Source organism: Betaproteobacteria bacterium, assembly GCA_016709965.1.
Taxonomy (GTDB): domain Bacteria; phylum Pseudomonadota; class Gammaproteobacteria; order Burkholderiales; family Rhodocyclaceae; genus Azonexus; species Azonexus amarohabitans.
This window is the reverse complement of the sequence record JADJLT010000006.1, coordinates 1,195,524-1,215,683: the sequence shown is the minus strand read 5'-3', so window position 1 is coordinate 1,215,683 and position 20,160 is coordinate 1,195,524. Positions and strand designations below refer to the sequence as shown.

The 20,160-nt window shown below is 64.0% G+C and carries 18 protein-coding genes and 3 pseudogenes; 18 read left to right on the top strand and 3 right to left on the bottom strand.

The genetic code is table 11. The annotated features are described in order from the left end of the window. The first annotated feature begins 1 nt into the window (after nucleotide 1). Together traD and IPJ12_20270 are read left to right on the top strand one after the other, a co-directional pair. Nucleotides 2-1,908, top strand: a pseudogene (traD, locus tag IPJ12_20275) (conjugative transfer system coupling protein TraD). Next, nucleotides 1,905-2,528, top strand: a complete 624-nt coding sequence (locus IPJ12_20270) for a DUF4400 domain-containing protein (protein MBK7649427.1) — start codon at nucleotides 1,905-1,907, stop codon at nucleotides 2,526-2,528. Before traD ends, IPJ12_20270 begins: the two are co-directional and overlap by 4 nt. Nucleotides 2,529-2,652: 124 nt before the next feature. On the opposite strand, the gene IPJ12_20265 is transcribed toward IPJ12_20270, so the two are convergent. From IPJ12_20265 to IPJ12_20255, 3 genes are all read right to left on the bottom strand, one after another. After that, a complete protein-coding gene (locus tag IPJ12_20265) occupies nucleotides 2,653-4,074 on the bottom strand; it encodes a hypothetical protein (protein MBK7649426.1) in 1,422 nt (473 codons plus the stop codon). Continuing rightward, nucleotides 4,071-5,531 carry an SMEK domain-containing protein gene (locus IPJ12_20260; protein ID MBK7649425.1) on the bottom strand — a complete coding sequence of 487 codons (1,461 nt, stop codon included), beginning with the start codon at nucleotides 5,529-5,531 and terminating at the stop codon, nucleotides 4,071-4,073. The genes IPJ12_20265 and IPJ12_20260 overlap by 4 nt, the downstream gene beginning before the upstream one ends. A gap of 81 nt (nucleotides 5,532-5,612) precedes the next feature. Further along, entirely contained in the window at nucleotides 5,613-6,509 is an 897-nt protein-coding gene (locus tag IPJ12_20255; protein ID MBK7649424.1) for a WYL domain-containing protein, read from the bottom strand. Between the two features lie 292 nt (nucleotides 6,510-6,801). Here IPJ12_20255 and IPJ12_20250 point away from each other — a divergent pair, with 292 nt between their 5' ends. The 16 genes and pseudogenes from IPJ12_20250 to trbC all read left to right on the top strand — a co-directional run bounded on the left by IPJ12_20250 (nucleotide 6,802) and on the right by trbC (nucleotide 20,157). Continuing rightward, on the top strand, nucleotides 6,802-7,299 hold the full coding sequence (locus IPJ12_20250; GenBank protein ID MBK7649423.1) for a hypothetical protein: 498 nt from the start codon (nucleotides 6,802-6,804) through the stop codon (nucleotides 7,297-7,299). A 203-nt stretch (nucleotides 7,300-7,502) separates the two neighbouring features. Then, on the top strand, nucleotides 7,503-8,042 hold the full coding sequence (locus IPJ12_20245) for a lytic transglycosylase domain-containing protein (GenBank protein ID MBK7649422.1): 540 nt from the start codon (nucleotides 7,503-7,505) through the stop codon (nucleotides 8,040-8,042). Next, nucleotides 8,039-8,719 (top strand): OmpA family protein, encoded by a 681-nt coding sequence (locus IPJ12_20240; GenBank protein MBK7649421.1) that lies wholly within the window; start codon nucleotides 8,039-8,041, stop codon nucleotides 8,717-8,719. Before IPJ12_20245 ends, IPJ12_20240 begins: the two co-directional genes overlap by 4 nt. A gap of 140 nt (nucleotides 8,720-8,859) precedes the next feature. Continuing rightward, nucleotides 8,860-9,210 carry a hypothetical protein gene (locus tag IPJ12_20235; protein MBK7649420.1) on the top strand — a complete coding sequence of 117 codons (351 nt, stop codon included), beginning with the start codon at nucleotides 8,860-8,862 and terminating at the stop codon, nucleotides 9,208-9,210. A 30-nt stretch (nucleotides 9,211-9,240) separates the two neighbouring features. Further along, the gene (traL, locus tag IPJ12_20230) at nucleotides 9,241-9,540 is read left to right on the top strand and encodes a type IV conjugative transfer system protein TraL (protein MBK7649419.1); all 300 of its coding nucleotides are present in this window, start codon (nucleotides 9,241-9,243) and stop codon (nucleotides 9,538-9,540) included. A 14-nt stretch (nucleotides 9,541-9,554) separates the two neighbouring features. Further along, nucleotides 9,555-10,121, top strand: coding sequence for a type IV conjugative transfer system protein TraE (gene traE, locus IPJ12_20225; protein ID MBK7649418.1), 567 nt, complete (start codon nucleotides 9,555-9,557; stop codon nucleotides 10,119-10,121). Beyond that, nucleotides 10,108-11,009 (top strand): annotated as a pseudogene (locus tag IPJ12_20220) (type-F conjugative transfer system secretin TraK). The gene traE and the pseudogene IPJ12_20220 overlap by 14 nt, the downstream one beginning before the upstream one ends. Then, nucleotides 11,006-12,439: a conjugal transfer protein TraB gene (locus IPJ12_20215; GenBank protein MBK7649417.1), complete on the top strand. Its 1,434-nt coding sequence runs from the start codon at nucleotides 11,006-11,008 to the stop codon at nucleotides 12,437-12,439. The pseudogene IPJ12_20220 and the gene IPJ12_20215 overlap by 4 nt, the downstream one beginning before the upstream one ends. Beyond that, entirely contained in the window at nucleotides 12,426-13,262 is an 837-nt protein-coding gene (locus IPJ12_20210; protein MBK7649416.1) for a DsbC family protein, read from the top strand. The genes IPJ12_20215 and IPJ12_20210 overlap by 14 nt, the downstream gene beginning before the upstream one ends. After that, a complete protein-coding gene (gene traV / locus IPJ12_20205) occupies nucleotides 13,259-13,846 on the top strand; it encodes a type IV conjugative transfer system lipoprotein TraV (GenBank protein MBK7649415.1) in 588 nt (195 codons plus the stop codon). Before IPJ12_20210 ends, traV begins: the two co-directional genes overlap by 4 nt. 7 nt (nucleotides 13,847-13,853) lie before the next feature. After that, nucleotides 13,854-16,421, top strand: a complete 2,568-nt coding sequence (gene traC / locus IPJ12_20200) for a type IV secretion system protein TraC (GenBank protein MBK7649414.1) — start codon at nucleotides 13,854-13,856, stop codon at nucleotides 16,419-16,421. Further along, nucleotides 16,418-16,786 carry a hypothetical protein gene (locus IPJ12_20195; GenBank protein ID MBK7649413.1) on the top strand — a complete coding sequence of 123 codons (369 nt, stop codon included), beginning with the start codon at nucleotides 16,418-16,420 and terminating at the stop codon, nucleotides 16,784-16,786. The genes traC and IPJ12_20195 overlap by 4 nt, the downstream gene beginning before the upstream one ends. Then, nucleotides 16,783-17,379 (top strand): conjugative transfer signal peptidase TraF, encoded by a 597-nt coding sequence (gene traF / locus IPJ12_20190; GenBank protein MBK7649412.1) that lies wholly within the window; start codon nucleotides 16,783-16,785, stop codon nucleotides 17,377-17,379. The genes IPJ12_20195 and traF overlap by 4 nt, the downstream gene beginning before the upstream one ends. Nucleotides 17,380-17,762: 383 nt before the next feature. Continuing rightward, nucleotides 17,763-18,398, top strand: a complete 636-nt coding sequence (gene traW, locus IPJ12_20185) for a type-F conjugative transfer system protein TraW (protein ID MBK7649411.1) — start codon at nucleotides 17,763-17,765, stop codon at nucleotides 18,396-18,398. Next, nucleotides 18,395-19,418 (top strand): annotated as a pseudogene (locus IPJ12_20180) (TraU family protein). Before traW ends, IPJ12_20180 begins: the two are co-directional and overlap by 4 nt. Beyond that, nucleotides 19,405-20,157 (top strand): type-F conjugative transfer system pilin assembly protein TrbC, encoded by a 753-nt coding sequence (gene trbC / locus IPJ12_20175; protein ID MBK7649410.1) that lies wholly within the window; start codon nucleotides 19,405-19,407, stop codon nucleotides 20,155-20,157. The pseudogene IPJ12_20180 and the gene trbC overlap by 14 nt, the downstream one beginning before the upstream one ends. Nucleotides 20,158-20,160: the final 3 nt, after the last annotated feature.

Genomic DNA, 20,160 nt, shown 5'->3' with positions numbered 1-20,160 from the left:
GATGCTGGTACGCCGCTACGAGATGCCATGGCGCCGCGCCTACGAGGTCTATGCCGGCATCGCCTGGTGGCTGGCGCTGCTCTATTTCCTGGGGTAGGCGTAGTCGGCACTCTGCCCCGGCAATTGGTGCTACCGCTGGCGCTCGTCTGCTTCGCAATGGGCGTGTTGCGGGTGACCCAGGCCCTGCGCATGCTGGTCTTGCGGGCGTCGCTGGGCGGGCGCGGCATCGAGGTCGTCGGTACCGACGACCTGGCTCGGTGGTGCCAGGATCCGGACTTAGTGTTCCTGGGCTTCGGCTTCGAATGGCAGCCCGTGCATTCGCAACGGCTCTACGAACTGTCCAAGGTCGACTACCGGGAGTTCGCCGTATCGCCGCGCCTGCTGCAACTTTTGGGCTACGACAGCAAACCCCAGCCGGACGCCGAGATCGGTCTGCCCTATATTCATGGCGTCGAGCCGAAGGAAGGCCCGTTGCACCGGCCGCTGCAGAACTTCGAGGGCGGTACGTTGCTGGTGGGCACCACCCAGTCCGGCAAGGGAGTGGCACTCGCCAACCTGATCACCCAGGCGATCCGGCGCGGCGACGTGGTGATCGTCATCGACCCGAAGAACAGCCGGCGCCTGAAGCGGGTCGTGGAGCGCGCCTGCGCCGACTACCGCGAGCCGGACACCTTCATGGAATTCCACCCGGCCTTTCCGGAGCGGGGGGTACGGCTGGATTTCACCTTCAACTGGCAGAAGCCTACCGAGATCGCCTCGCGTATCCAGTCCATCATGCCGCCGGACACGGCTGGCGCCTTCTCGGCCTTCGGCTGGGATGCCGTCAACGTCGTGGTGCAGGGCCTGGTCGAAATCGAGGAGCGGCCGAACCTGATGAAACTGACCAAGTACATTGAGGGCGGCATCGAGCCGGTGCTGGAGAACTCGCTGCGCCGCTACTACGATCAGACCCTGGGCGTCGGCTGGCGCGAACTGCCAGACATGAAGAAGCTGCTGCACGATGCCCATCGCGGCAACCTGAAGCGACCGTCGGAGGCGGCCAGCGCCGACCTGATGGCCTTCGTCGCCTACTACGAGCACCACATCGCCCAGAACCAGCGCAACAAGGTGATCGATGCCCAGGTGCGCACCTTCCGCCACAATCGCGAGCACTACCAGAAGATCACCGCCAACCTGCTGCCCATCCTGTCGATGCTGACTTCTGGCGACCTGGGCCGCAGCCTCTCGCCCGATCCCTTCGATGCGGACGACAGACGGCCCATCATGAACTTCGAGAAGATCGAACGCGCCGGCCACGTGCTCTACATGTGCCTGGATTCCCTGCCCGATCCGTCCGTCGCCTCGGCCATCGGCGCCCTGGCGCTGGCCGATCAGGCAGCGCGCGCCGGCATGCGCTACAACCTGGGCGGCTACCGGCGCATCGCGCTGTTCGTCGACGAGGTCTCGAACGTCATCAACCAGCCGCTGATCGAGATCCTCAACAAGGGCGCCGAGGGCGGCATCTTCACCACCTGCGCCATGCAGACCCTGGCCGACCTGTCCAGGCGGCTGGGTAGCGAGGACGCGGCGCGCATGGCGCTGGGCAACCTCAACAACCTGATCGCGCTGCGCACCAAGGACCGGCCGACCCAGGACTTCGTGGTCGAGACCTTCGGCAAGACGGCGATCCATACGGTGCGTGTGGGCCTGAGCCACGGATCGGATGCCCACCTGGGCGACTTCTCATCGAGCTATTCCACCCAACTCACCGAGAGCTTCGAGGAGATGGTGCCGGCCGATGTGCTGGGCAAGTTGCCCAACCTCCAGTACTTCGCCTCGGTGTCGGGCGGCCAAATCATCAAGGGTCGGTTTCCGATCCTCGATCCCGATGCGGTTGCGCGCCGCGCCCCCGGAAAGGCGACCGCATGATCCGCGCCGTCGCCGTGTTGTCGTTGCTTGTCCTGCTGGTCCTGGTGCTGTACGTGCCGTCGGCCCATCCCCCGGAGCGCTTCCTCGCGCAGCTACGCGCCGAGCATGAGGCGGCCACCGCCTACTGGGGCGCCGAGCCCGCCACCCGCATGCTGGATCGGGCGATGCGCATGCAAGGTTCGACGGCCCAGGTCACGCCAATTCCTGCCGCGAAGGATGCGCCTTCGCCAGCGGGCGTGAACGGCGCGGTGTCCCGGGAGATGTCCTCGGTCAACCAGCGCCTTTTCAATAACACCTACTTCCGTGCCGTCGACGCGCTGCTCCTGCTCGCCAGTTATCGGCTGTCCACGTTGCTCGAATGGCTGCCCTGGTTGGCGGTATTCGTCTTAGCCGCCGTCGTCGACGGCGGCTTCGCGCGGCTCATCAAGGCCAAGGAATTCCTTCAGCACGATCCGGAAATGTTCGCGCTGTATGCCAGCCTGGGGATCGTGATCCTCTGCGCGGCGGTCATCGGCTTCGTGCTGCCGGCGATGCTGCATCCGCTGCTGATGCCGTTCGTCCCATTAGTGGTCGGCGTGCTGGCCGGGCGGGCGCTGGGGTGTTTTCATCGTCGGGGATAGCGGCCAAGTCGATCTATGAGCGGATTCGATTACATTACAATGGGCTGTCCTCCAAGCGTGGAGCGCCCTCGGCAGAACCGGTCGTGGAGACGGCACAACTCCGGTTAAATGGATACCCCAGACATTACATATAGAAACCGTAGCGAATCTGCGGGCTATCGGATTCTTCCAGGTACTTCATGATCTCGCCAACCTTGCGGGCGCACCCCAGGGTCACAGGATATTTGCCGTCAAACTGGGTGTTGTTCCAGTTCATCTTGGTCAACCCCAGTATCTCGCGTGCGAGAAACGCGGGAGACTCTTCGGATCGCACAATTCGCAACTCAATCGGCTGAGGAATGTAGAGACCTGTGTAGGTCCGGTAGTACCACACAGAACCCCGGGTATAGAGCAAGTGGCGATGGTCATCGATCCCGACGAGCGTTCCCCTGAATGGCGGGTAATTTCCTTCGCGGAACAAGCGCAGCGTAGAGTCAAGAATGGTGACGAAATCCACCGTATCGATCCGCAAATCACGCGCGGCACTGGTGAGTCCATCAATTTCCCCGGGCGAGAAGTTGGACGATTTATGAATCACCACCCGCGCCGGATACGTCCGCAATGCTACTCGGTACTCGTTCAGCGCTGCCGTGAGAAGATCATAGGCCTGATCGACAGAAAGATGTGGCACACGGTCATCCCTCTTCATATCCACGGGCGTCCCCCTAAGGATCAACCCGTTGCCCAACTCATCGAATATTTGAGCCAAGCTTGTATTCAGGACTTGGCGGTCTCTACTCCTGTAAAACGCGATTCCGACAGCGCATGAAGAAGGTCGTGCATCATCAGCCTTGAGTTTCCATGGCACCCGCGGGCCCGCCTTGTAATACAGAGCGGTACTGAAATTCCATGCTTTCGTTGCATCATCCTGCTGACCCTTCTTATTGCTTTCCAGCGATACTGCGCGGATCAATTGAAGCGGCTTACCGAGATGCATGGCTTTCGCCTTTAGCGCACGCCGGAAATTCAGTTCCGAGGGAACCTCGACGCTCGCCTCCAGACTCTCCTCCAACGGCGCGCGTTCCTCAATTGCGATTTTCTTGAAGAGAATTTCCGGAATAACACATACGATCACATCTACGGGCCGATTCTGCGCCAAGAATTTAATGTGCTCGTAGTAAATCTCGATAGCCTTCAATACGCGCTGACGCCAGTCCGTAATTGTGAGCACATCGTCGATATCGCCTTTCCTGATTGATCGGACAAGATCTTGTCCGAACACGAATCTGGCACCGTACCCACTCTCAGGATTGAATCCGCAGAATGGCACACGCAAGTTGGGCTGTCGCGCATCCTCTGGAGCAGCAATCGGACTGGCGCAGCGTTCGATCCACTTCCCCAAGGCCTCGCTGCAGTTAGTCGTTCCAACCCCACCAACGATCACGTCCGTACGCCGTGTTCCCATTGATAAGTCAAAAACGCCGTAGGCGTCCATACCACGTCGCGGGCAGACATGCTCACCGTTGGCGAACTGCAGTCGCGGTTCGCTGATATGTTCAAGCTTCATGGGGTATCAAAAAGGCCCTTGATGGGGGACGTGTCCTCGTCCTCAACCAGATCGCGCAAAGGAAGCCAAGCATCGTCATCCAGTGCAGGATGATTGCCAAAGCTCACAGCGTTACCGAATGTCATGGTCGATGCAGGACCTGCCGTGACCGAAAAGAGATCATCCTGGTCCAGTGCACCTAGCCACGACGTCAAAAATCTAAAGTGGTCCGATACCGTTCGGTTGACTTCCTTACGCTTTAGCCAACTGATACTTTCATCGGCGTAAGCGGAGCGACGGAAGTCATCGCCGTAACTAAAAAACCAGTCAGGGGTAAGTGCTATATACCAACCGTCGTCGGCACGCACAAAGTCAGCGCCAAATGCAAAATGCTTGCAGACGAAGAGTTTGTTCGGATCATTCTTGTTCAGCTTCCTCTCGAATACGCGTCGAGTTGAAGTCTTCTGCCCTACCCAGGTTTCCTCACGGAGCAGGTCGTTGTCTTTGAGCGGCATAAAGACAAAGAGGCCGTCCTCATGCTTCCAATGCACCCCGTGCTTGAAGAGCTTCTGCTGCAGAGAGAACCTTAGCAACGATTTGAATATGCGCTCGTGATCGTCATCAATACTGTAGAACTCCCTCGAACCGAGCGGCGTGACCGTGCCGCTTTCGATGAGTTTCGCGAATGGCCCATGCTCGTCATCGAGTGCATGAAATGTAATGAGCCGATTGGCATTGACTTCGTAATCGGACGGGGCACGAAGATTGAGGCTGGTCAAAATCTCACGGACCACCTTACGTTCGTTTCTATGGCGTTTTCCTTGCCGCTTCCCGTCATCGGCACGAAGATCGGCTACATAAATCGTCGAAGGGAAATAAACTTCCAGGAGGTTGAGATTCACCTTTTCGAACACAGAGGTCGGCGGATCGAAATCAGCCTCGGCAAGCCCACTCGAGACGCCGCCGCGTTGGTAGCTGCGAAGAACTTCCAACACGGCGAGGAGTTGTCTTGGATTTGCGTTCACAGCCCGAGATGCAAGGTCTCGATAATCCATCACATCGCGGTCAGCGATGAAATCGATGGCTCCCTCGGTCGCGCGGTTCAGGGCCGCTTGTGAATAGCTCCCCTGTTTGCGCGTAAGCACATAAACAATCAAGCGGTCGTACCGCTCATTGAGTCGATATGATCGAAATGTCTCGATCGAATTCTTGATCTTATCCAACCCAGAAGTGGACGTAACCTGGATCGCGACTCTTGCGTTGTCATCCGCAAGGTCAATCCCTGGGAAATTGGTCTTCTCGTCAGTATTCAGATTGCGCAACTGGTTCCAACCAAAGAGTTCGCGGATCAACCCAAGAACGAGGTTCTCGGAAACCTTGTTAATGTCATATAGCTGCATCGCAGACGACGTTTCGATCTCAACTGCGAGCTGAGCCAGCGAGGTATTGAACTCGTTGAGAAGGTCAAGATGCTTCATACCGAGACCTCATGGAATCGCCCGTGGTCAGCACTTCTGGCGTGGACGCGTTGGAAGCTTCGAAGTGCGGCAAAATGGCTGTCATACAACGCGGTGGTAGCCTGGCGCGAGAATGGCACTCTCGACCGCATACAACGTTGGCGTGTTGTGCAGCCAAAGATGATGAGAGTTCGCTGGCAAGGAATGATCCGCCGAGCAGTCAACCTGCCATCGATGAAGCGCATATCCCGCAACAGCAGCGCGAACCTTGGCACGAAGTACGCCGTCAACCATGCCATAGTCGGCGACAACGGCCTCTGGGTGCGCAATCCCAGGGTGGGGGAGCAATTCCAGCTCGACTATTCGATTCCATTGGATATCCGAGATAAGCGTTTCATGTTCCTCAACACGATCGGACAAAGGCTGAACCTTGCCAATCCGATTGACCACGAAGTCCCCGAAGCGAGCATTCTTTCGGTCATAAGCACGCACATGCCAGCGCGTACCGTTATCGACCAACGCAAGCGGCACAATCACGCGCTGAGAAGATCCCGACGACAGGGAAAGATAGGAAACACGGGTCGCTTGCCCTTGATGAACAGCGCGCGCTAACGAGGCGAGTTTGTCGAGGGGTGGCGGAGCCAACAAACCAGCACCATCTGTGGGCAAAAATCCCTTTCCTGGTTGATAGACGCCATCCCCAATTCCTAGGCGGAGCCAGGCAAGCGCGCGCTCGGCTGACAGTTCGAATAGCGGGCTAAAGCGGTCACCGAGCGCATACAACTTGGCGCTCATGTCGTAACTCAAATTGCGCGGCGCAAAAGTCCGATACGTCGTCAGGTCACGAGTTGCAGCTGCCGGCGCAATTCCAAACCGATTTTCGATATCGGCACGCCGAACCTCGCCACAGAAATAGACCTTCACTTCAATAAAGGCCAGTCGCTCGCGCTGCGCTTGGCTCAGCGTCGCAAGATGAATCGTAGGCGATGAAGAAGGCATGGATGAGGGTTCAATGGCAGTCCGCACCATCATAATCAATTCTCCGACTGACGTATATTGTTTTGATGACCATCATCAGTCTAGTCGTTTCAGGAAGTGATTTTCCGTGGGCACGGAGCACGACGAGGGCACCCGGGTTAGCGCAGCTCTCGACATTGAATTCCGGGTAATCTGATTCCGAAATCCCCCGCCTAATAACGCCATTCTCGGGAGACACTAGGACCACGACTGCCTACTCTTCAGTCATGCGCTCGCAAGCGCACTACGCCGCCAATGAACTGAGGTAAGCGCCATGACCATCACTACGCAGACGCTGCGACAGGACAACGCTAGGGTCCGCACAAGAGATGCGGAACTGCAGGACGTCATCGAGACTCGCTTGTGGCTCGAAGAACACGACTGGCTCTACCGCCTGCTGCGTAGTGACGACAATGTGGCGCCAACTTTCCGCTTCCCCGATCTCATCAGCGCCAGCGTCTCCCTGGTCTTCGCCCACCACGATGCGCCGGTTCGTATCTTCCAGTTCCTGGGTACCGAATTGGTACTGCGCCCGCCCCAGACACCGCGCCGCCGCGAATCGATGTGGCGAAGCCAATACCAGCTGCTGCTCGACCTGCAACGCTCACCGGCCAATCGGCACCCCAATCCAAAGTTTCAACTCGACCAACTAACGACCGCCTGCGTTGCCCTGTGCCGGGCGCAAGACAACTCGGGCAGCAGCGTCCTGCGGCAGGCCCGCCGCAACATGGCGGAACGCTCCCATTTCGGACGTGAAGCCGCACCGGGTTGAACTCTGCATGACTAAAGCGCTGTCCCAGCGTCACATAGACGTGCATGCCACCCGCTTCTGACCCGCTCGCTCACCGTCACCTTGCCCGGCTAAACGCCGGACCTACCCGAACCCGACCCTGACCGTCCGCGCACCGCCGACGGCCCCAACCCTCGCTGCCCGCCCCCAGGCGGGTCGTTCCGGTTTCGTTGGAGAGGTGACTCATGCGTCTGCCGCTGTACTTTGCCGGTCTGGCTGCCTTGGCTGTCCTGGCGACCGCGCCCGCCTGGGCACGGGCCTGCTGGGAGGAGGCGGCCCAGCGCTACGGCATTTCGGCCGACCTGCTCTATGCCGTTGCCCGGGTCGAGTCGAGCCTGAACCCCCAGGCGGTCAACCGCTCGCACCTCCGGCGCACCGGGTCCTACGACATCGGCCTCATGCAGATCAACAGCGGCCACCTGCGGACCCTGTCCCGTCACGGTATCAAGGAAGCCGATCTCTTTGATCCCTGCACCAACATCCGGGTCGGCGCATGGCTGCTGGCCGACAGCTTTTCTCGGCGGGGTGCGACGTGGGATGCCGTCGGCGCCTACAACGCGGCCTGCTCGCAACTCAAGGGCAAGGACTGCATCGAGGCCCGCGCTCAATACGCCTGGCGGGTGTACCGCCAGTTACCCGCACAACGCAGCGCGCAGTTTGGCAAACACTTGGTATCGACGGCGACAACGATTCCCGCCCTGATATCGGTGAGGGTCTCGCCATGACAGCTCACTTCCTGCGCCGCGTCGCTGCGCTCGGTCTGGTCGCCAGTTGTACCGCCCTCGCATCGTCGTGCAGCCTGTTTCGCACGTCGGTGCCGGCCGAGCCCACATTGGGGATGCACGCGGGGACGCCTGCGCAGTTGGCACAGCTCGACTTCGGCCGCCGGACCAAGTTCGCGAAGTGCGTGCCCCCGGCATGCCCGACCCGCACACCCAAGACGCTCGCGCTGGAGAAGCCCAGCCAGCCGATCGGGCGCGAAGCCGCAGTCACCCCGGCCGAATCCGTCGCCCCCGCACCCTTGGCGCAAGACCCTGCGACGGAGGCGGAAAGCTCGCGCACGGTCATCGTGCAGTTCGGCCTGGGCAGCGCCCAGCTGAGCCACGCCGCGCGCGCCAAACTGAACGGGGCCATGGGCGACCCTCTCCACGTGCGCCGCATCAAGATCGTCGGCCGCACCGACAGTACAGGGCCGTTGGCCTTCAATGAATCGCTGGCCCTCGCCCGCGCCATCACGGTTCGCGACCACCTCCGCAAGACCCATCCGACGCTGGCCGCGACGCTGACGCTGCAGGCTCGCGGGGCCTGCTGCTTCATCGCCTCGAACGACACCGTGGCCGGCCGCACGCAGAACCGGCGGGTCGAGGTGGTCTTTCAGATGAGCGACGAGATCCTGCCGTGACGCTGCGCCGGTCGCCCGCTCACATCGAAGTCTTTCACCCGTCGAGCGCTCGCGCTCCCACCCGCAGGCGCGTCCGTACGCACACCCGCCTTTCCACCCCTATCCGACTTTCAACGCTCCACCCATGCCCGGAGGTTTTCATGAACACTGCAGTCCTTGTTTCTTCCCCCCGCGTCGCCACCCGCAAACCGATGACCGTCGCGATGCTGCTGGCGATGATCGTCGTCGGCCTCGGCACCGCTCTTCCCGGCTACGCCCTGGACCTGGTCGCCTTCACCGGCATCACCGGACCGCTCACCTCGGCCCTGACCCAGATCGCCGCGCTCGGACCGGGAATCAAGGCCCTGGTCGGATTCGTCGGTTTCGTGGTCGCGCTCATCTCGCTCTCCGCGTTACGCAACTTCGGCCCGGTCCTGTTTTACGTCGGCCTCGCCATCTTCGCCGCCGTGGGTCTCGTGATCGCCGGCGCGATCATGGGCGCGGTGATCTGAACCAGCGGCATCGACACCCAGGAGACCGATATGCAAGCGGACACCTATATCCCGCGGCGTCTCGATGACCAATGGAAGATCGGCTTCTGGGATGTCGATGTCGCCGCGCCGATCCTGTTCATGTTCTTCGTCGGCTACCTGTCCGGCAGCAGGCTGTCCTTCGCCGTCTGCATGGCGATGGGCATCTTCGTCTCGCGCTGGATTTCGCGCCTCAAGGCGGACAAGCACCCGGCCTTCGCCATCCACTGGCTGTACTGGCATCTACCCGCCAGTCCGATGACCGCCATGCGCGCGACGCCGCCGTCGCACATCCGCCGCATGGTCGGCTAGCAGGGAGAAAGCCCATGGACTTCGAACGACTCAACGGCGACATCAAGGAGATGCGGCGGCGCAATCGCGGGCTGGGCCTGGCGGTCGGCGCGCTCGCTGCCGGCCAGATCCTCGCCCTGGTGGTGATCCTCAACCTGCTCGGGACGGTGCGCACCGTGGTCGTACCCCCTTCGCTCAACAAAACCTTCTGGGTCACCCGCGACCAGGCCAGCAACGAATACCTCGAGCAGATGGGCAGTTTCATCGCCTGGCTGGTGCTCGACGTGACGCCGGCCTCAATCGACTGGAAGAAGGACATCCTGCTCGGTTATGTCGAAACCGACCAGTACGGCCCGCTCAAGACGCGGCAGGAAGTGGAGGCCGAACGCTTGAAGCGCATCAACGCCGCCACCGTGTTCGCGCCCCAGCAGCTCGTACCCAGCGAAGAAGGCCAGAGCATCGTCATTCGCGGCCGCCTGCGCACCCTGGTCAACGGCTTCGAGACCGCCAACGACCTCAAGGCCTATCGGGTCGAGTTCAGCTACGCCGGTGCGCGCATGCATTTGAAGAGTTTCAAGGAGATACCCAATGCCGGCAACTGAACCAACCCAAGCCCGATCCCCGCATCGGTTCGTCCTTGTGCCTCGGCACGGATGGGCGATGAGTGCCGCCATCACTGCAACGGCCGCCATCGCCACCTTGACGGCCGTGCCCGCCCAAGCGCTGCAGATCGTCGAGGCCAGCGACGGCGTGTCGGTCGAAGCCATCGTGTCGATCAAGGAGCCGACCCGCATCCGCATCGACGGGGCGCCGATCACCGACGTGTTCGGCAACATCCATTCGAGTCATTGCGGTGCAGCGACGGCCCTTCCCGCCACGCCGGGCATGAGCAGCACGGCGCCCGGCGGCGGCATCAGTTCGGCGATCAATCCGGCCGGTGAGATCGTGCTGGAGTGCGACCGCGACAAGGGCGAAATCTACGTTCGCCCGGTCGGCGATTCCGTGAAACCGATCAACCTGTTCGTCTCGTCGGCGAGCACCACTTACACGCTGCTGTTGCGCCGCGCGGATACCCCAGCCGACACCATCGTCATCCGCGACAGGACGCTCAGGGCGTTGAAGCCAGCCACAGCGGCCCAAGGGGCCGGTCCGTCACCCAACCCGGTCCGCGCGATGAAGGCGCTGCTGGTGGCGATGGCTTCGGATCGGGTGCCGCCCGACGTCCGGGTCGAAGAGACCCCGCGCTCGGTCCCACTGTGGACCCAGGCGCGCTTCTCGCTGGTGCGTCAGTACGAAGGACGTGGCCTGATCGGCGAGAAGTACCTGCTGCAGAACGTCAGCAATGCCCCCATGGTGCTGGCCGAACCGGAGTTCGATCGCCCCAATAGTCAACCGGTGGCGTCGTCACCGGCGTCAGTATCGAGCAGCACAACCTGCGCCCCGGCGAGAGCACCAGCGTCCTGGTGATCCGCCGAGGAGAGGCGCCATGATCACGCCACAACAGCCCTTCCTGTCCCTGCGCGGCCTGCCGCAACGCCTTTCGCAGCCAGTGATGCAGCACCTTTCCCCCGGGCAACGCCAATACGCCATGTTCGGCACGCTCCTGGCCGGCGGAGTCGGGCTGCTCTGGCTGATCTTCGCCTTCACCGGCAACCCTCCGAAGACCGGCGCCGCCCAAGCGTCCGCCGGGCAACCGAGTGCGGTCACCAACATCGGCGTGATGCCACCCGGCGGCCAGGTCAATCCGGTGGATCAGTGGGTCGGCACGGCCGGACGCAAGCTCGCCCAGTACGAGAACGAACGTGAAGAGCAAGGACGGCTCAACAAGAACGCCCAAGCCTTCGAAGCGAAGACCATGCAGCGCTTCGCGGACCTGGAACAGCGGCTCACCTCGGCTCAGCAAGCGGCCGCCACCCCGGGGGCGCCCACCCCCGTTGCGACCACGCCGACCGCCCCACCGCCGCCGGCGAGCCTGCCCACGGCCCCGCCGCCTTCCAAAGGATCGCCCACCGGCGCGATGCCCAGCGGCGCCCCGGGCGACGCCTTGCTCTCGACACCGCTGGCGGCGCCGCAACCCGCGATCACGCGCATCACCGTCGCGGACCGATCCCGCGCCGGCACCGGCGCGCCGGTCGCGAACACCGGTGTCAATCCGGACCCGGCCTCGGGCAGCACGTCGCAAGCGCTTGCCCGGACCGTCGCCACCTTCCTGCCGGTGAGTTTTACCCGCGGCACGCTGCTGGGCGGGCTGGATGCGCCGACCGGCGGCCAGTCCCAGTCCAATCCCCACCCGGTCCTGATCCGCCTTTCAGACAACTCGGTCCTGCCCAACCGCTTTCGCGCCGAATACCGCGAGTGCTTCGTGATCGCGGCCGGCTACGGCGACATCAGTTCCGAGCGCGCCTACCTGCGCACCGAGAGCCTGTCCTGCGTGCGTACCGACGGCGCCACGCTGGAAGTGAAGATCCAGGGCAGCGTCTATGGCGAGGACGGTAAGGTCGGCATGCGCGGGCGGCTGGTCACCAAGCAGGGCCAGATGCTCGCCAATGCGCTGCTGGCCGGCGTCGTCAGCGGCATCGGCCAGGGCCTGGCTACTTCGTCGACGGAATACAGCACCTCGGCGCTGGGCACGGTCGCCAGCGCCTCTGGTGCCGAGGCCTACCGCGCCGGTCTCGGCAGCGGCGTCGGCAAGGCGCTGGACCGGCTGGCCCAGTACTACATCAAACTCGCCGAGAACACCTTCCCGGTCATCGAGGTGGATGCCGGCCGCGATGTCGACGTGGTGATCACCAAGGGCGTGCGCATCGACGTCCCCATGACGGCGGGCGACCCGTCTTCCGCGCGCCTCGCCCACTCCCCGAATTTCCCCAACACCCCCGAAACCCGCTATCTGGAGACCTCCGACGATGGCAACTACTGAACCCCTGCGCCGGCCCCGGCGCGTGCTCGTCGCGGCCTTGAGCGCGACACTCCTGGGAACGTTCGCCGGCGCCGACGCCGCCACGCCCGACGAAAAGCGCCTGCGGGCGGCCTTGCAGAAAGCGCATCCGGGCACGCACTTCTCCGAAGTCACCCGCTCGCCCATCGGCGGCCTATATGAAGTCTGGATGAACGGCAACGTGGCCTACGTCTCGGCCAACAACCCGCGCTACTTCCTCTTCGGCCGCCTGTTCGATACCGCGACCCTGCGCGATACCACCGGCCCAAAACTGGCGCAGGCCAACCGCGTGAATGGCTCCCAAGGATCGGCCTCAGAAACCGCTCGCACGGCGGCGGCCGGCGTCCGCTTCGATCGACTGCCGCTCAGTGATGCGATCAAGACGGTCCGCGGCAATGGCCAGCGCAAAGTGGCCGTCTTCAGCGATCCCAACTGCCCCTACTGCAAGCAACTCGAGTCCGAACTGGCCAGCCTCGACAACGTCACCCTCTACACCTTCCTCGTCCCCTTCCAGGGCGAGGCCAAGCCGATCGCCATCTGGTGCGCGGGGGATCGCGCAAACGCCTGGCAGCGCCTGATGCTGCACGGCGACAATAGTGCGCTCAAGACCGATGCCGCCTGCGACCACCCGATCGCCCGCAACCTGGCACTGACCCACCAACTCGGCGTCCAGGGTACACCCACCCTGATCTGGGCGGACGGCAGCCGCACCGAGGGCTTCGTGGGACGCGCGGTGCTGGAAGCACGGCTCGCGCAGATCTCTTCACCAGCGACGCCGCAAACCACCGCGGAGCAGCAGCCATGAAGACGCTCTTGCTGCGCATCAGCGCCCTCTGCCTGCTGCTCCCCTTGGGCGCGTGCATGAACATGTCCGGATTGGGCGGCGACTCGAAGTACGCCTGCAAGGCCCCCGCGGGTGTCGCCTGCGACTCGGTGTCGGGTACCTACGCTAACGCCGTCCACAACAACCTGCCCAGCCAACGGGCCAAACGGTCGGCCGCCCCGCGAAAAGAGGCATCCGAAGCGAATCCGCCCGAATCGGCCCTGCCAGCCCCATCGTCCGTCGACGCCAGCGTTTCCGACACGGCCGGCACGCCCCGCCCGTTGCGCTCCCAGGCCCGCCTGCTGCGCTTGTGGATCAAGCCCTGGGAAGACGCCGACGGCGATCTCTACGACCAAGGCTACGTCTATGTTCAGGTGGACAACGGCCAGTGGCTGATCGACCACGTGCAGCGCCAGATCCGCGACGCCTATGCGCCACTCAAGGCGCCACCGAAGTCAGCAACGGAAAGCACCGGCGAGCCGAACGCCGGCACCAACGCGCCGGCCACGCCGATGTTGCCGCAACGGCCCCCGTTCGCTTGGCCCAATGCCAACAGTTTGCAGTGAGGTCGCCATGAACGCCCCCCACCGCACTCCCCCGAGCGGCCCCCATCGCGACCGCCGGCAGGCGCAGCGCTTCGCCTTCGCCCAGCCCGTGGATACGCCGGCCGAGCAGTTCGCCAACTGGCTGCCCTATTACGCCTATCTCGCCCCCGAAAAAATCTTCGTCAACCGCGACAGCATGGGCGTCATGCTCGAGCTCATGCCGCAGTCGGGCGCCGACGAGCGCATGGCGGAAGTCCTGGTCTCGCTCTATGCCAACTGTCCGCCCGGCACCGGTATCCAGTTCCACCTGTTCGGCTCGCCCCAGGTGCGCACCCAGTTGCGCCACTACGCGAACCTGCGAGTCGAGGACGAGGATCAGGCGGAGCAGGCCAAAGAATGGGGCCGGCCGGCCCGCAACGCCAACCTGTTCAGGAAGCTCGCCCGCCAGCGCGTCGGCCACCTGCTGCAGGGCGCACAGAAGTCGCTCACCGCCGGTTTCCACTACACGATCCGGGATTTCCGCTTGATGCTGAGCATCGCTTTTCGCGGCGACCCCGAGGATCTCAACAAGCGCGACGAGTTGATGGCGCTGCGCGATTCCCTGTCGTCCACCCTGCGCTCGGCCTCGCTCCCCAACCGCGTTTGCGATGCCGCCGATCTGATCAACTGGTGTGCCCTCTTCACCAACCCCGACCGCATCTCCCAGACCGATGCGCCGGACCTGCACTACGACGACGGCCGCGAACTGCGCGACCAGATCGTCGACTTCGACACCATCCAGGACCCGCATCCGAGCGGCCTCACCCTGTGGAAGGAAGCCAGCCCCGACGTACTGGAGGCACGCTTCTTCTCGATCAAGAGTTTTCCGGAACGCTTCGCGCTGTGGCAGATGGGGTCCCTCATCGGCGACCTGATGCAGCCGGCCTTGCAGTACAGCGCGCCCTTTCTGCTGACCCTGGGCGTGCAGGTGCTGGACCCCAACGTCACCAAGTCGGTGGTCACCGCCAACCATGTGCGGGCCACGCAGAACGCCAAGTCGAAGATGGCCGACGTGATGCCGGACGTGAATAAGAAGCTCCAGGACTGGACGGCGGCAGCGGATGCCATCGACACCGGCGGCAGCCTGGTGAGCCTGTATCACCAGTTGGCGCTGTTCACCGCCCCGAACAAGGCGGTCGCCGCCCACGAAGCGGCCAATGCCATCTGGCGCGGCCGTGGCTTCCAGTTGAACGCCGACGCCTACATGCACCGCCAGGCGCTGCTGGCGAGCCTGCCGATGACGCTGACCGAGAAATTCCACCGGGACCTGGTCAAGATGCGCCGCGTCACGCGTAAGACCATGGCCAATGCCATCCACATGGCGCCGCTGATCGCCGAGTGGCGCGGCACGCGCACCCCGGCCCTGGTCTTCGGCGGCCGGCGCGGCCAGCTGATGACCCTGGACATCTTCGACAACGATCTCGGCAACTACAACTTCGCCATCATCGGCGCGCCGGGCTCGGGCAAGTCGGTGCTGATGAACGAGATGGCCTGGTCCTACCGCGCCATCGGCGCCAAGGTCTGGATGCTCGACCTCGGCCGCAGTTTCGAGAAGTTGTGCCGCAAGGCCCAGGGCACCTACATCGAATTCCGCCCCGACGTGGACATCTGCCTCAATCCCTTCACCCACATCGTCGACATCAACGAAGACATCGACATGCTGGTGCCCGGCATCGCCAAGATGTGCTCGATGCAGCACACCCTGGAGGAAGTCCAGTACAAGGCCATCTCGGCCATGGTGTTGAAGCTCTGGCGGGAATACGGCAACGAGCTACGCATCACGGGGCTGCGCGACGCCTTCAAGGGCGGAACCATCGAAGAACTGGGCGTGGTGGGCGACCAGCGCATCAAGGACCTCGCCATCATGCTCAACCCCTACGCCAAGGGCGGGCAGTACGAGCGCTTTTTCGAGGGCAAGAACAACGTCGATTTTTCCAACGACTTCATCGTCATCGAGAACGAGGAGTTGAAGCGCCGCCCCGACCTGCACGCGGTGGTCAACATCCTGCTGCTGCACCGGATCACCGGCGAGATGTACCTGACCCGCAACCGGCGCAAGGTGCTGTTCGTCGACGAGCTGAAGCAGCAACTCGGCGACATCGGCGCCGACGATCCGGTCAAGGCCGCCGTGATCGAGGAAGCCGCCCGGCGTGCCCGCAAGTACGGCGGCGCACTCGGCACCGCGACCCAGAGCGCCGACGACTACTACGGCTCGGCGCAGATGGAAGCGGCCTTCAACTGCTCGGACTGGGTCTTCCTGCTGCGGCAGAAACCGGAGTCCATCGAGATGCTCGACCGCAAGGGCCGGCTCACCATGGACGAACCGAAGAAGCGGCTGTTGAACTCGCTGCGCACCGAGGCCGGCGTGTTCTCCGAGGTGTACATCTCCTCCCCCGTGGGCGAAGGCGTCGCCCGCAACATCCTCGATCCGGCGACCCACCTGCTCTTCTCCAACAAGTTGGAAGACAACGCGCCGATCGACGAATTGCGTGCCCAGGGCCTGTCCATCGACGAGGCGATCGGCGAACTGCTGCGCCGCCGGGGGCATAAAGTATGAAGACGACCGTTCTCCAATGGCTGGTCCAGGGCCTGATCACCCTGTTGGTGGTGGGCGCCTCGCTCGCGGCTTACGACCGCGTGGTGCTGCGGCCGGCGCTGGTCATCGGCGTGGTCGATGTGGCCGAGGTGTACCGCGCCAAGGAAGCCGAGTTCACCCAGATCCTCACCAAGGCAAGTTCGGAGGAAGACCGCCAGAAGGCGCTCAACATGGCCCGGGCCTTCGCCCAGCGCCTGCCGCTCGCCCTCGATGAGTTGCCGCGGGAATGCAACTGCCTGGTGATCCTCAGGACCGCCGTGGCCGGACCGACGCCGAATACCGTCGACCTGACGGCACAGTTGCGCAGAAAGGTGGCAGCGCCATGAACCCCGAACCGATCCAACAGGCGCAACCGCGTGCCGCGTCGAACCCCGGCAGAGGGCGGCGGGCCGTCAAACATTTTGCCGATTTCCTGTGCCATGTGCGCCGGCGCTGGTATGTCTACCTGCCGATCTTGGCGATCTGGGGCTTGGCCTATGCCCGGCTCTTCATCGATGCGACGCCGCGGCTGCCCGTGCTCTTCAACTGGACGCCGAGCCTGCCGTATCGCATCGCCTGGCTGGTGCATGGACCCCACCCCCTGCGGCGCGGCGACTTCATCGTCTTCTCGTTCGACGGTGAGGCGCAGGCGCGTTACCCGGGGCTGCGCGGCCAGCCCTTCTTCAAGATCGTGCGGGGCTTGCCGGGCGATGCCGTGACCGTCGCCGGTCGGCACGTGGCGATCAACGGCGAGGAGGTCGGCGTGGCCAAGCTGCAGGCCTACGACCATAGTCCGCTGGACCCGATTACGCCCACCGTCATCCCGCCCGGGCACTACTACGTGCAGGGCACCAGCCCCGACTCCTTCGACTCGCGCTACCAGGACAGCGGCCTGGTACGGGCCGAGCAGGTGGTCGGTGTCGTGGTTCCGCTGTATTGAAAGGCGCGCCATGACCAAGGCCCTTCTGCTCCTCGCGCTGCTCGGCCTCTTGACCCAGCCGGCCGCCCGGGGCCAGTCCAGTCCGGCCCGCGGGCCGATCCACGGGACGCCGACGACGCCAGGGATCAATGACATGCCGCTGGCCGACTATCTCGGCCTCCTGCGGCAAATCGCCCCCGCCGCCGAGGCGGGGACCAAGGACTATCTCGCGGCTTTCGAGCGGCGCTGTGGCCGGGCACTCACCGCGACCGAGTTGCGCCAAGCGATATCGGACGGTGACGGCGATCCGGTGCTGATGGGACTGATCCGTGCCAGCCACCTGCGCGATACCGCCGCCCGCGAACCACTCGCCGGACAGATCCGTTGCCCGACCAGGGGGCGCGATGAAACGCTGCATCGTGTCCGCTCCCCTGGTGCTCGGTCTGATGCTGGGCGCGGCAGGCGTGCGGGCCATGGATCTGGGCGTCATCGGGCCGACCTACGAGATCAGCGAACCCCATCTGCTCCAGATGATCGATCAGCGCCTGCGCGAGAAGGAACGCAGCGGCGAACTCGGACGCCTGGAAGCAGAAGCCCGGAAGCGGAGCATCGCGACCGTGAAGAATCCGCCGCCGGTCACCGGCCTGCGGCCGACCGACACGGTGCGGACCTTCTACTTCGACCCGAGCTTCACCCTGGATCGCAACCTCCTCGGCCCCCAGGGCGAATTGCTGTTTGCCGCCGGCACGCGCAAGAACCCGCTGGAGGTGGTGTCGCTGTCCCGGCACCTGCTGTTCTTCGATGCCCGCGACCCGCGTCAGGTCGGCCGCGCCCGGCAGTTGATCGCCCTCTACCAGGGCCGGGTGAAGCCGATCCTGGTCGGCGGCTCCTACCTGGACCTGATGCAGGCCTGGCACCTCCCGGTTTACTACGACCAGCAGGGCCTGCTCACCCGCCGTCTGGGCATCACCCAGGTGCCGGCGCTGGTATCGCAGGAAGGGCTGCGGCTGCGTATCGACGAATTGGCGGTGTCCCCATGAATGCCCATCGCGGCCTCGTTCCTTTCCTGCTCGCCGCCGTGCTCGCCTGCGCGGCCGGCCCCAGCCTCGCCGCCGGTGCGGCCACCTGCACCGGCAAGTTTCCCAATCCGATCACCGATATCTGCTGGTCCTGCATCCTGCCGATCAGCATCGGCGCCGCGCGCATCGCCAACTTCGGCGACCAGGAGGACACCGACAACCCATCGAGCCCCGTCTGCAGTTGTGGCGTCAATCCGGTCATCGGGCTCTCCATCGGCTTCTGGGAGCCCGCACGGCATGTCGAGGCGGTGCGCAAACCCTTCTGCCTGGTATCGCTCGGCGGCATCGATCTCGACCCGGGCATTCCGGCGCCGGAAGCGGCGCGCTTCACGCGCCCCGAAGGCGATGGCGACGGCGGCAGCTTCTACCAGGCGCACTTCTACGTGAACCCGGTGATGTACTGGCTGGACGTGGTGACCGACTTCCCCTGCCTGGAAAAGGGCTCCTTCGATCTCGCCTACCTCACCGAGGTCGATCCCCTGTGGGCCGACGACGAACTCACCCTGATCCTCAATCCGGACGCCGTGCTCTTCGCCAATCCGGTCGCCATCGCCGCCTGCGCGGCCGACTGCGTCGCCGCCTCGGTCGGCTTCGGCCTCAAGGAGCTCTTCTGGTGCGCCGGCTGCCAGGGGTGGCATTTACCCCCTCGACGGCCACGTGCCCTACCACCTGGGCGGCGTGCGCACCGCCGCGCTGATGGCCCAGCGCCTGACCGCCAAGATGCACCGCGAACTGATCGCCTGGGGCTGGCACGGCACGCCCGGCCTGTGCGGACCGTACTTCGAGCCGGTCATGGACAAGACTGCCTACAAGACCCAACTCACCTATCCGATCCCCAACACCGACAAGGAGGCCGGCCGCTGCTGCCAGCCCTTCGGCCGCACCACGGTGCTCTGGGGCGCCGGCAAGGAATATCCGGTGCGCGGCGAGGACTTCGCCTTCATGTTATTTCGCAAGAGGAACTGCTGTGTGGGCTTCTGATTTCCGTCTATCTGCCCGTGCCCTCGGCCTCACCGCCGCGCTCGTGGCGAGCGCGCAGGCCCTGGCGCAAAACCCGCCGGTCATCACCGACGCGGACATCGAACGGGTCCGCCGCGAGACGCCCACCGTCACCGACCAGGACATCGACGCGGCGCGGCGGAAGTACGGCATGCCCAGCGATGCCGAACTCCGATATGCACCGGTGCCGACCCCCAACGTCGAGGCGCTGCCCCAGCCCCTCAGCCGCACCCCGATCGACCTCGAAGCGCTGGCACGGGGCTACGCATCGCAAGCCGATGCAATGACTCAGGCGCAGGGGCTGGCGACTGGGCCCGGGCTGTTGGTGTTCGTCAGCCTGTCCATGCCCCGGCCCACGCTGCAACGCCTGGTCGACCAGGCCGCGCGTGCCAAGGCTTCGATCGTCCTCCGGGGCTTCGCCAACGGCTCGCTGCGCGACACCGTCGCCCAGGTGCAGGGCCTGATCGGTTCCCGCCAGGTGGCGGTGCAGATCGATCCCCTGGCCTTCGACCGCTACGCCGTCACCCGGGTACCGACCTTCGTGCTGGTGCGCGACGGCACCCGCCCGGTTGCCTGCGCCAGCGGCAGTTGCGCGCCGGCCGACAGTTTCCTGCGGACCTCCGGCGACGTGAGCCTGGACTACGCGCTGGAACACATGCGGCGCTCGGCACCCGGGTTCGGCCCGCCCGCCGACACCTTCCTGAAACGGATTCGGGGATAGGAG